At 56.6% G+C, this 12,363-nt stretch carries 7 protein-coding genes and 2 pseudogenes; 2 read left to right on the forward strand and 7 right to left on the reverse strand.

The window, feature by feature from the left end; translation table 11 throughout:
• Positions 1-500: 500 nt before the first annotated feature.
• The 3 genes from AC0L28_RS29085 to dctP form a co-directional block, all read right to left on the reverse strand.
• Positions 501-1,682, reverse strand: coding sequence for a hypothetical protein (locus AC0L28_RS29085; RefSeq protein WP_473481637.1), 1,182 nt, complete (start codon positions 1,680-1,682; stop codon positions 501-503).
• Positions 1,679-2,428, reverse strand: a complete 750-nt coding sequence (locus tag AC0L28_RS29090; protein WP_473481639.1) for a hypothetical protein — start codon at positions 2,426-2,428, stop codon at positions 1,679-1,681. Before AC0L28_RS29090 ends, AC0L28_RS29085 begins: the two co-directional genes overlap by 4 nt.
• Before the next feature lie 96 nt (positions 2,429-2,524).
• Positions 2,525-4,516 carry a TRAP transporter substrate-binding protein DctP gene (gene dctP, locus AC0L28_RS29095; protein ID WP_473481641.1) on the reverse strand — a complete coding sequence of 664 codons (1,992 nt, stop codon included), beginning with the start codon at positions 4,514-4,516 and terminating at the stop codon, positions 2,525-2,527.
• 671 nt (positions 4,517-5,187) lie between these two features.
• Between dctP and AC0L28_RS29100 the strand changes: the two are divergent.
• Positions 5,188-5,547, forward strand: a pseudogene (locus AC0L28_RS29100) (hypothetical protein); the annotation flags it as partial.
• Positions 5,548-5,890: 343 nt separating this feature from the next.
• Positions 5,891-6,329 (forward strand): annotated as a pseudogene (locus AC0L28_RS29105) (helix-turn-helix domain-containing protein); the annotation flags it as partial.
• A 181-nt stretch (positions 6,330-6,510) separates the two neighbouring features.
• On the opposite strand, the gene AC0L28_RS29110 reads toward AC0L28_RS29105, so the two are convergent.
• From AC0L28_RS29110 to AC0L28_RS29125, 4 genes are all read right to left on the reverse strand, one after another.
• Positions 6,511-6,963 carry a hypothetical protein gene (locus tag AC0L28_RS29110; RefSeq protein WP_473481643.1) on the reverse strand — a complete coding sequence of 151 codons (453 nt, stop codon included), beginning with the start codon at positions 6,961-6,963 and terminating at the stop codon, positions 6,511-6,513.
• A gap of 42 nt (positions 6,964-7,005) precedes the next feature.
• Complete coding sequence (locus AC0L28_RS29115) at positions 7,006-8,493, reverse strand: tyrosinase family protein (protein ID WP_473481645.1); 1,488 nt, start codon at positions 8,491-8,493, stop codon at positions 7,006-7,008.
• 396 nt (positions 8,494-8,889) lie between these two features.
• Complete coding sequence (locus tag AC0L28_RS29120) at positions 8,890-10,014, reverse strand: trypsin-like serine peptidase (protein WP_473481647.1); 1,125 nt, start codon at positions 10,012-10,014, stop codon at positions 8,890-8,892.
• Positions 10,015-10,109: 95 nt separating this feature from the next.
• A complete protein-coding gene (locus AC0L28_RS29125; protein ID WP_473481649.1) occupies positions 10,110-12,344 on the reverse strand; it encodes a S8 family serine peptidase in 2,235 nt (744 codons plus the stop codon).
• Positions 12,345-12,363: the final 19 nt, after the last annotated feature.

Below are 12,363 nucleotides of genomic sequence, written 5' to 3' on the forward strand. Positions count from 1 at the left end.
AGTTTTCAAAAAAAAGAATGCAGGTGCAGGCATGCAAAGCCCCCCTTTCCGCAAACTTCTTCTATAGGGCCATTAATTTTTGCAGCTGTCAATCAACAGAAGAAGGAAATATTTTGATAGGTGCCTGTTGCGCCTTCGATTACTCCACAGTTCACTGGAACCCGGCTAGTCGAGCGCATAATTTAGCATTAAGTCAGCGACACAAGTTGGCTGTTCTCATCGACGAACGTTTAAGTTTGTGCAAGCCAAGGTCCGCCGGCAGGCATCGAATGCCCTACGCGCGAACCGTCCTAATTAGGACAGCACCAGGCAGTCTGTATCGGCGGCAAGGAAATCGAACGTATGCGCGGCGACGCGCTTCGTAAGACGTGGAAGGACTACGCAGCATATATAGCGGCAGCGGCGCAGCGGAACAAACCTGGAAGGGAACACGCTCGCGCTTGGGACGAATGCGACATCATCGCCAGCCGAGTTGCTCGCGAGGGGACGGTTCCTCAAAACTACCTATCAAATACAACTGTACCGACATAGCGAAATCCGTCCACGCCAGCGTTCGAGCGTATAAGGAAGGAGGTGGGTGAAACGTTTCCAATGACACCACTGTTAATCCCCGCGGCTAGCGCTTCGGGCTCGCCGCTGGCGTAATAGCCGTTCAGGACAGCCATATTTTCCTTGTTTGCTTCGGCGACTTTCAAATGCCCCGACGACATTCTGCCGGCAAGCAGTGACGGGTCGCTAAGGACGTCAACAAATATGGACTTAGTGAGCAACACCGTCCTCTCGTTGCCGCCAATCATTCCGCCGTTAAGCGCCGCCTCAGGGCCTTGAACGAGACCGGCGTCACCCGACACTTTTGGAATGATGCCGGTCATCATGCCCTCGGCCGTGCTGAAAGCCGGCGCTATGCAACCAGGATCAAAGTTGGCGGGGTCGCAATTGCGCAACCCGAGAAGGCTCCAGACGAACTCGGAGCAGTAGCTTTGAAAAGTTGAGCTGGCCTTACCCAACGCTACGTCCGCAAGGAACCCTATTTCGTCCTTTGGTGTAGAAATTCCCGGCAGCCCTCGTTTGTACATTGGCATGCTGTAGTCGGTGAAAAATTCGAACCGGGATGGGTTCGAAATGATCTGCCTTGCCCACTTCTCCAAGTTTCGCTTTTGAGCGTCATCTAGAGCGGGTCGTATTACGTGAATAGCATCCAAATCCGCATAGTGTTCTTGCGAGTTGAGAGGGCTGCTGTATGAAATCGGTGACTCCAAAGTCATCACGAACTCGCTGCCTCCCTCGGAAACGATGAAGGCGACTGCCGAATGCGACACCCCGAGCTGCATGTGAGCATAGGCTAGTGTCTTGTCCCAAAGGGGGCGAAAGCTGAGCAGTATGTCGCCCGTTTGCACGAGTTTGGACTGGGCCAAATCTATCGCCGCTTGTTTTTTGGCTTGAACAGATTTGCGCAAGTGAATCACGCGAAAGCCGAGATCCCCGGAATTCGCATTCATTTCGGTGATGGAGACATTGGGATCAACGGACTCACCCAGCGGCGCCCAAGTCTGCCGGGGAGGCATCATGAACGATGAAACATTGAGTACGGCCGAGCTTTTGCCTTGCTCCTGTGCATGGGGGAAGCCAGGGAATGCAAGGACGGAAAACAGCGCCCACCGAATCAAATTGTTGATTTTCATGGCGATTCCTCAAAAGCAAATTTGAAGTCCGATGCACCGACCGTGCTGTCGCGCTTTCGTTCGACAATTGAAAGTTCGCCGCCTTGGCTCAGGCGAACGACAAACACCGAAGCTGCGTCCGGCGCAGGTAGGATTTCGTCTTTTCCCCGCACCAAACCAACAAAGTCGGCGTACTGAATAAGATTGCCGTCATCTACGACCGCCACGACCCTCTTCGTTGCTTGTTCATCCATGACTAGATTGTTTGCAGCGATGAGGTTCCGGAGTTCGGTTGAAAGGCTATCGGCGTATCGCAATTCGATAGCTGCGAGATCGCGACTCAAATCGGAGATCCTGCAGGGCAGCTGCGGATGAGGTATTGGCTCGCAAACCGGAAGATTGGGTAGCGCTTCAGTCGACTGCTGAACCTCAACGGTCTGCCCAAGACCCAAGTCAATCTTCGCTTCCGATGTGCCGGCCGCGCTGTTGGACTTATCTGCCGCCTGGAACGAAAACAAATAGCGCGTATATTCCCCGCCGTCTCCGGCCGCTAGGACGATGGGGCCGATATCATCGCCGCCGGTCCCTGACTTACGTTCATCCCTCATCCAAGCTGGGAGCTGCTCGGAATAAGGCAGGATGGCCAGCGTCAAAGCCAAGCCGTGCGGATCGGCGTAGTTGAGAACGACTTCCCTGCTGTCAGCGGCTGCAATGTTCGGAGCTACGGCAAGCATCAATGCCGGCATGGTCCAGAAATAACTGTGCATCGCGGGTGCCCTTTCCGGAGTGAGTATACTCGCTTCTCACCAACTTAAGATCAAGATTTGAAAGGTTTTGGCAATTCCTGAAGCAAACCGGAAGTCTCAGTCTGGGTTAAGCTGCCAAAAGCGTTCGGCCCCTTCCCGTTGAGGAGACAGCGACTCAGGAAAACCGCTCTGACGTGCTGACGCTGGCATGTCCTCCACCAAAAGCCGGGCGTAATCACTGACCGCCGCTGGTTTATCGAATAGATAAGAATGGCGCGGACTGAAAGTCAGGATGTCATCGTCGATGAACCGTACGTCGACAAAATCAAATCCTGAGTCTTTGAGTGGTGCCGTCTCAATGTCCTTGAAAAGCTGATCAGCGCGATTGTTGCCAAGCCTGACCTTATTGTGCAGCTGTCGCGAAACCCAAAGCGCCCGGTCTTCTTGCGAGAAATAGACCGTCACCTGAGGTGACAAACGCTTTAAGGCACCGACCTGCTTCGCCAGTACTTCGTTAGGTGTGTCGCCGGCAGCAATGGTAACCGAGCGAAAAGCACCATCGTCCTGCGGGATTGCCGACAGAGTGTCTACTAAGCCAAGAAGGACCCTTGCTCCCATACTGTGAGCCAGCAAGTTTACGCGCTGCCGGCCAACGCTTTTCTCGACTAAGCTCACTAGCTTCCGGAAATCCGGTTGAGTCGCTTGGATACGATCCTCATCATGGCTGTATAGGAGCGTCTCGCCTTCGCTTGGCCAGCTGAAGATGACAATTGGGCCGGAGAAACCGGTCGCGACGGCGAGGTGCGCTGCCCGCCTGACGGCGTCGCCGAAACGGTTGCCGTATCCATGAACAAACACGAGCACGCCATCATTGGTCGCGCTTGCGTCGTGCGACACAGCATTTGCAAAATCGCTCTCGGACGCGGAAAGAACTAGGGACTTCAGGGTAGCCACGTCCTCCAAATCGTCGTCGAGGGCGCGCCCACCTTTTAGTTCGACCTCAACGGTGCCCAGTATCAAGCCCCCTGTGACGATGTTAGTGCCAAACCGGAACTCGATATCTTCATCAGGGTTCTCCGCTCGATTGGTCGCGAAGAATACTTTACGCGTCGCTGCAGCCGAACCTGCACGCGCCTGCGCGACAGCAGGGCTCGCGAAGGACTTGGCGTAAGCTAGCGACAGGATCTCTGCGCTAGGCCTGTCCTCCCTGTTTGTCCAAGCGGCTAGCGCGCTGGCAAACACTTCGTGCTGGCGGCCGCTGTCGGCGGAAATGATCTTCGCACCCTGTGCAGCAAGTTTCTGAAGGCTTTCGTTATTTCGTGCCAGCGCATTCGCGTCCGAAACGATCCCAGCGGATTTGGCGGCCTCGGCCAGCCCACTTCTTGCACGAGGGGGCAGGGAGGCCCAAAACTCCTTTCGCGCAACAAAGTAGAATTCGACCGTCGAACCTGCATCAGCTATCACAGTCTGAACGACGGAAGTGTGGCTTTTACTATCCGCTTGCTCGGCCACGGCTTCGATCGTTCCATCCTTTAGCGCAGCTTCCACCTCGCCCAAACTAAGATCCTGGGGCAGCGCATCGTACGCTTCTAGGATTGCTCTCTGGCCAGGGTCGACCGCTTGAATTCTCAATCCAGCCAGATCGTCAATCTGATCGAGCTTGGTGCTTGATGAAATCAAACGTGGCGGCGCATTCCAAAAAGCAAGGCCGGCCAGCCCGTCGCGTTCCATACTTGCTAGTTCAAGTGCACCAACTTCGCTGTCCTGGCGCTTGCGGCTTCCGGGGACACCGGCGCCGGCCACGTAGGATCCGACAGGCAAGGCCCCGCTGGATGCTGGAATCACCGAAATGTCAGCACTACCCTGCGCCAAGCTTAGCCGCAGAGCTTGTTCATCGCCCAGCTCAACATCAACTATCCGGAAGATACCGCCGACCTTGATGATGTCTTCAAATGCCTTTTGGGCTGAGCCAATAAGCTCTTCATAGGCTGGGGTTGATGCAAATCGTAGTTCGATTTCCTGGCTTCTCGCGGAAAAGGCGAAGGCTGCGGCGAAAAAAAATGTCGCAAGTAATGCAGAGAGCTGGCCCAGTTTTATGTGCTTGATCACTAGGATTTCTCCTCACCAGCATATTTCCTTAATACCGCAGCCTTTCGGCCTCATCGTCAACAAGAATCGTCAGTTCGCTGGCTGCCAACGCGCTGACGTGGGGGGCGCTAGCGAAACGACGGCTTGTGAAAACCCTCATCCCGAATGTTGGCCAGTCCGTTATCGGGCCAATGCCGTCGGACTGGGCATGCGGCGAGACGCCAGGGAACGACCGAAGGTGAACCGATCATCGTATCCGGCATGCTCGTCTGTGGCTTGCTTGGGGCAGGGGTCTGCTAGCCGCTCCGCGTTCGGAAGGTGGAGGTCCCGCGCTCGAATCGCGACGCGGGCGCTAGATCCTTGGCCGCTCAAACGACGAATGATCAGGAGTTCGAATCTCTTCGGGCGCGCCATAAATAATCGAATGAAAACAAAGGATTGCAATTGACCGGCGGCTCGCGCGTGTAGCTGTGGTCACATATTGGTCACAGCGATGAATGGAAAAGCTCGTTTGACGGCTGCCGCGGGTGCCCCGGCGCGCACCTACGCCCGGCAGCGACAGGGCTGGCTTTTCGAGCCGCGATGTGGGAAAATATACCTATCGACGTTCGATGGGAAAGTACAGCCATGCCTGCATCCAGAACTGATCTGCAAACAAGGTTCGCCGCGCACGTAACGCTGGCAACGCCACTGGGGCCGCGATCGAGGCAGGCTATAGCGAGAAGTCCGCTGTCGACTTGGGAAGGCGAGCGCTGGAAAGCTCTTACGTCCAAGAGCTAATTATGCGCGAACTGACGCGCCAGCGAGCCCGCGCCGGAGCGATTGGCCTGAACGCTCTGGTACAGGTCGCGCAAAGCGACAAGGCGCCCGCAGCCGCGAGGGTTGCCGCCGGCCGCGCGTTGATCGAATTCGCCGGCCTGGCGGATCGAGACGACGAATCGCCGCGGCATCATGGCAGCGATGAGCCGGCGCCGGATTACAGGGCGATACTCGACACGTTCGCCAACATCTCGTCGGCGGCCGTGACGGCGACGCGGGAGAGGATGCAATGAGGGCGGCTGCCGTGCGGCACGGACCCAAGCCGATTGCGGCGATGAACCGCGCCGAGTTGCGGGAGGCGATAGAGCGAACTGCGGCTTGCCCATGCCGCCTGACGGATCCCCGCGAAGCGACTTCGCGGCGTATGAAGTCGCGTCCAACTTCCTCGTCGAGATGCGCAACGCTGCCGATCCCGAACAAGCCTGTCATCGGGCGTTGAATACTCCCCGATTGTGGGCATCGAAAATTCCCTAGTTGGCGCCGTTGCCGCCAGTTCCGGGACGCGTCCCGGAACTGGCGGCTTTCGCTCTGGCGTCGATGATCCGTTCCGATTTGATCGGAATCGGAGCAGCGCTGGTGGTCCAACTTGGAGAACTTCTGATGATATTGGATCTACACCGCCAGGGACTGTCCGTGATGGCGATCGCCCGGCGCACCGGTCGCGACCCTAAGACGGTCCGCAAATACATCGAGCGCGGGCTCGAAGGTGGGGCGGCCGAACAAGATCGCGCACTTTGTCGACTATCTGCGTGACCGCGTCGCCGCTTATCCCGACCTGAGTGCCGTGCGGCTGACGCGCGAGATTCGCGAGCGTGGCTACGACGGCGCCTACACCGCCGTGAAGCGCTTCGTCGCGGCGATCCGACCCGAGGATCGGGTCAAGCCATTCGAGGTGCGGTTCGAGACGCCGGCGGGCTATCAGGCGCAGGTCGACTTCGCCCGTTTTGTCGTGAACTTCACCGACGAACCCGGTGTCATGCGCATTGTCTGGCTGTTCTCGCTGGTGCTCATCCATTGCCTGACAAAACCCGTCGCAGCCTGATCCGCCTTCATTGTTCACGGACGACTCATTAGACCTCAAGTGACGTCGCTTCATTCTGCGACTCTCGAAAAGCCTAGGACACGTACTCATAAACGGTTTTGTACGCGCGACTCGCTGCATGTGGCTTTGCTTCGATAGCAAGAATCCCAAGGCTCTATCGCGGAAGTTCGTCCGACAACGCCATTGAAACTTCGACAGCAGCACCGACACCGCCGAGCACCTTGACGGTGTAGCACAGTTCGGTTGCGGCCAAGCCCTTCGGTGACGGCAGGAAGTAACGCCGTGCGTTTCCCGGTGTTTCCGCCTTGAACGGCCCCCCTGGAAAAAAACCGATGCGAGTGGTTACGCCGGTCGCGGTCAGGGTGACCTCAAGGGAAGCGCCACCATCAGCCGGAGGAACGTACGAATGGACTACGAGAACCGCCCGCCGCGTCCCGCCAAAAACCTCAGCTAAACCGGCAGCATCGGCGCCTATGCACAGTTGGAGCGGTCGGCCCTGTACAACAAGGCGCGGCGGGGTTGCATCATTCCCGGCGGCGGTCACCCGGACCACCGCCAGCAATAGAGCCCAAACGGTAAGCCAGACCCTGAAGTTGCGGGAAAACACAAGGATTCCTTTGCAATGACGAAGACGACCTTGGATATGGCGCTACACAATCGCAAGTTCAACTTCAGTCACACCCACAGGTTCGGCAACGGCACCCGCGTGGCGCGCAACAGGAACAAGCTGAATCGAAATGTCGTCAGTGGATAAGTCGCCGGATGCGGCTAGACGTCGCAAGGCAGGCGTAAGATCCACCGCCACGGATGGGCGCATATCGTGGCTACCATGCACCGTGTTCGGACCGAAGAATCCTATGGTCGTCACGTAGTTCGCATTGTTCTCGATCGACGTATCGGCACGCGCATCTGGAAGGTTCACAAAGACTTTGAGTTGCGTCGTTTCGCTGTCGGACGGCTCCATCCTGCGGATGAATGCATAGACCTGCTGCCTTGCAAGGCCTGCGGTCTCCAGTGCGGCCTCGGTAGACGGATCCACGGCACGTGCAAGGTTCATGCCGCCTACAGCAAGCGACACGCTCAGGGGTTTGTCGGGGAAGGCTGTTGCATTGATTGCGCCGATCGACGGATTCGGAACCATTCCCTCGAACCCCCCCGGTGCGCCGTAGAGCGCCGCGAGATAGAGGGAACGCCCAGGATCGTACACTACCGGTACAGGTGGTTTTTCCGGCGGAGCCGGCCTGTAGGTATAGCCAAGCGGTTCGACCTCAAGCAACTGGTTGACCACGTCCGTGTAGGCAGCCCCGTTCGGATCAAAGAAATGGTCAGTAAACGACATGTTCAACCACAGTGGATCACCGCTGTTGGCGTTGCCTCGCCAGTTCCACTCGTCCCAGATGCGATCGATGTTGCAGTGATGCATCTGAAAAATCGGGTCCTGTGGTGAAGCGCCGGAGCACATGAATGGCCCCGCGACATCGCAATGCACGTTGTTGTGCGGATTAAACTCCAGCAGACCCTGTGTTCCACCTTGCATGATCCAGCTCGGATCGGTGCTGTTCTGACCGATGGCCCGGGAACTTCCGAATTCTTCGTAGGTCTGGCTTGCATAGATCGCGTCTAGTACCATGGGACCGGTTACGGTCGGCGAGATCGCGTCGCCGGTCTCCAGCAAACGCCCTGTGAGGTAGAGGGGATTGGGTTGGCCGTCGAATTCGGCGTCGCCGAAGGCAGCCGGGAAGTCCGGCTGCTCGGTCCAGTCCCAATAGGGCATGGCGAAGTCAGCGTTACCGGTGAGTGCACGCGCCGCCACCTCATACATTCGAACATAGCTGCGGTGCCACGGCAGAAAGTACCAATTGCCGTGCGGACACTTGTTGAATCCCACCGCGAAGGAGCCATGAATGTCGGAGAACCCAACCCAGCTCACGTTCTGGCCGTTGCGGGCCGGATCCTTCATCATCGTCACGAAATCGCGCAGTGTTTGAAGGATCGGATCATCCAGATCCATGCCTTTTAGGCTACGACGCTGTGGAGGGATCGCCTGTGCGGCTACACGCATTCCGGGAAGTGTCGCTGCGAAGACCACCGTGCCTATTGCTGCCGTCGAGACGAGCACAGCGCGCCGGGTAACCATTTCTCTCTCCTATGGAATCCGATTGCCTTTATTTCGGTATGGCGACATTTCGGTATGGCGACGTAATCCACGCATACTGACGAGCAGAAAAATAAAAGTGGGCGGCAAACCCGCTTTGGACTGTCGTAACCGGATGGACCCAGTTTAAAAAGCTACGGGAACTCCAAAAAGTGTCAGTCAAAGAATATCTCATAGCCCCCCTCGCTCCCAGAGTTCATTGGTCAAATAAGCTGGCAGCAGACCTCTCTCTGTGTCTTGAGTTCGAACTAAATTTGTTCTGACTATATGTGACAAGAATATTCCGAATTGTGTTTGTTGTCAATTTTGAAGTGGCCGCTTACGACGGTTCGTGACCATGTCGCTTCCCAATCCTTTGGTAACGGCAAGCGCCGGCCCCTAATGCTGGTCCACAATAAAACCGAGATCTTTCGGCATGATCGAGAGCTGCTTCTTTATGTCATTTAAAATGACGTCCATCCAGACTGCCTTGTTGACAGCATCAATTGGTTTGCAAGTTGTCTTGTTTCTATCGAAACCTAGGTGATGTAGGCCGATAACGAACCCTTCGCTGTCGAACACGGGGGCCCCGGAGCTGCCAGCTTCTGAATCACAGACGTGCTCGAACTCGGTCCCGGCCCGGCCTCCTAGCCAGCTAGTGCGGCTGCGATTCACTCCGAACTGACAGTTTACGGTGATTTGCTTTTGGTCCGCCAATGGATGATGAACGAGCTTCAACACTCCACCTCTCGGCCTGGTTGTACGGAGGCGTGCAATGGGCACGGTCCGGTCGCGCCCGTCCGGGGCAACCCGCAAAAGGGCATAATCGAGATCTCTGCTTTTTGCGACAACTTTGGTGCAACTGAAATCCCCGCTGATAGCATCACCGTCCCAGGAAAAATCGACCATCGTATTGCTGCAGTGGTCTTTCGTCCAGAATTGATCGGGAATCTCTACCACTCCATCGATTGTGGCGAGCAGCGTTGGGGCACAATGCCAATTGGTAAGGACCAGATCGCGCGCAACAGCAACGCCGGTGCAAGCCTTTGGTTTGGAACCGGTCGCGATGAGCAGCATGCCAACCGACTGCCCCAATCGCCGGTCCTTAAAGTCGACATTTTCATTAAACAATGGGAGCCAGGCGGCTTGGCTCGGATCGTCGGCCTGGACTGAATAGAAGGTTGTGCCGCTGCGCTCGGGCAGCACCAGAACGTTGTCAATAATTATAGAGAGGTCTTGTGGGTTTTCAAGGTCGCTAAGGGTCGCGAAGAGCTCTCTATGCTGCATTCGGGCTGCCCAAGCGTGGCTCCGTCCGACAAAATCAAGATCACTAAAAGTTTGCAGCACTCGCATCTGCGAGTCGTGAATAGCAAGCGTCCAGCGCGCGCCGGGCTGGCCAGAAACCGTGATCCGGGGCCTCATGTACCGTATCTCAGGGCCATCATAGGCGAGGCGCTCCAGCCTGTTGTTCTTCGATAGGACAAGGGCTGGACTGGGATTGGCGATTTCACCAAGCTCGGTCACCGGTGCGGGGCCGAGGCAATTTGCCGCCTGACTTGCGTCAAATGTAGCGGCGGTCAGAGCGACAAGTCCCACCCCTAGCCAATTGGGTAGCGATCCTACTGGGAGTTGCATTGCTGCGCCCACGGTTTGTGCCGAGACAGGATAAGGTCGTCGAGCTCCCCAAGCTTCAGGGTGCTGCCCTCGGAAAGTTTGACCAGCGCTTGTTCCTCGAATGCAGGGTCGAGAAGGACCGGACCGACTATGTCCACGGTCGCGCGATTACTAGTGGGGTCGGCCAGCGAGCCGTAGATGTACCAACGGCGATTACCGTCTGGCCAAAATTTGTCGGGGATGGAGCGAACTCGGAGAGTGTTCTTGGTAGACTTGGAGCCTCGCTGACCATCCTCGTAAGAGTATTCGATCCGCTCCTTACACCAATGGTCAACGCTGGCGTTGCTGTAATCGGCTCCGCCCAACTGAGGCAGCTCCAGATACCAATCTTTACGGGGATCAAGAAGAGCGACTTGCGGATCCACGATGCCAGGGGTGAAATGCCCACTTCCGTCCTTTTGAAGCATTGGACGGCTGGTCACCACCAGCCTTTTCTTCAATGCGGCAGCTTCAATGCCATTGAAACTTCGTTGGGTGTAGGAATCCGGTGCGCAGTTGACCATCGCCGCGGCAAGTCCCGCGACAAAAGCGGCAGCCTGCGAGGTTCCGCCATGTTCCTTTGCATAGCTGTCGTCGCTTTCCCGAGGGGTGAGGTAGCCGAACCCGGGAGCAGCTATCGTCACGAACTGCTTGTCATCCAGGTCAGCAAAGTTCGCACCCCTATAGATGTTCGCTTCGGGCCAGCCACATTTTTCGCAAGCCGTAACTACGACTACGTGCTCATTGTCGCCAAGATTCATGGGTGCAAATGGTGATCGCTCGTGCAGCCGGTGCGGTGCTCCGCTGTCCGGCTGGCCTGCTGCAACGATCCAGAGCTGCCGGGCAGCAAGAATAGCCGCGACCGTCCCTTGCTCCGTGTGCCGAGTCTCGGGGTCCTTTAGTTCTTCGCCATTCAAAAAGGTCTCAGAATAGGACGGGGTCGAGAAATCGTTCGCGTCGGCCTCGCGGCGTATTTCGGCGACGATATCCGGAAACTTGCTTGCGAACAGATAGATCTGCGGCCCATTGATGTCCTGGAAATCTGGTGCCGAGCGCTGGCGTACCAAGTGAATGAGATCATCTGTGCTGGCCAAATTCCAGTCGAAGGAGATGACCTGATTGGCCGGACTCAGGCCTGCAAATCCACTCCCGTTGTGGACGCTACCTATCACGCTAGCCAAAGAAGTGCCGTGATGGCACTGACGTCGGAAGTCTTCAAAGCGGCATTGATCAGCCGGCTCGACAGCGGTGCCGTCACCGCAGTACTCGGGGCGCGAATAGTCACGCTCTTCCCCAGTCAGGTTGACATACGTTACGTGCGACTTCAGCTCAGTGTGCGGGTGGATTGTCTGGTCGACAAGCACGATCTGTGGGCACTGGACACCAGGCGTGCAGTCTTTTGCACATTGGGGCACATCCCACTGAGTAAGCCAATCAAGCAAATGCCAGTAAGCGCCCTCCTGACCCTCGGGCGTCGGACAAACACCGTTCTGGGCTTTGGGCGCCACGAAGTGCTGGCTATATTTGCTCCTTCCTGTTGAGGAAATGTTTGTGTGAACCGTCACGGATTGTAGGTCCAGCTCTTGAACGTGTTTGATTGCCTGGATCGCTGCATCCGCGTCCTTCATGCGCAGCTTAACACGCTTGCCCTCCAGTTCGACCAGCGACTTTGACCCTGGATTGCCCCTTTGAACGCTTCGGACAAAGGGGTTCCAGCTTTGCTGACGCAATATTTCTGACGAATCGAAAGGATCATTTCTAAAAGGCTTCGAGTTGTATTCATCTACAATGGTCGTGTACGTGAACGCGCTAATATCAACGTTTGGTATCTGGTAAGCCTTTCCTGGATACAGATCGCCATCTTTCGTGTGATTGAACACCTCGAACGTTTCCCGAACCTCCTGTGCGGGACATCCAGGCAACTGGAGGGCCTGGCGCAGTAGGGCACATGGCGAATCGCCTTTTTGAGCTGTCACCGGCTTCGGCGCTATTGTGTCGTTGCCGAACTCCGAATACATGGAGGAGACCACCTTCAGAATGTCTGCGGAGGTGGAAAGGCCGGTGAACTCAACGATGACTTCCACAGATTCAGCGGGTGGCGATTTCTGGTCGATGGCAACCGCGTCTGAAGCCACCAGGCATAGCACTGTCAAGAAAGCTCCGCGGCAACCGCGGTACAATTCCGCCTGAATGCCAAACATTTCATAGCCCCTCTGACGT

The organism is Mesorhizobium sp. WSM4847, assembly GCF_055811335.1.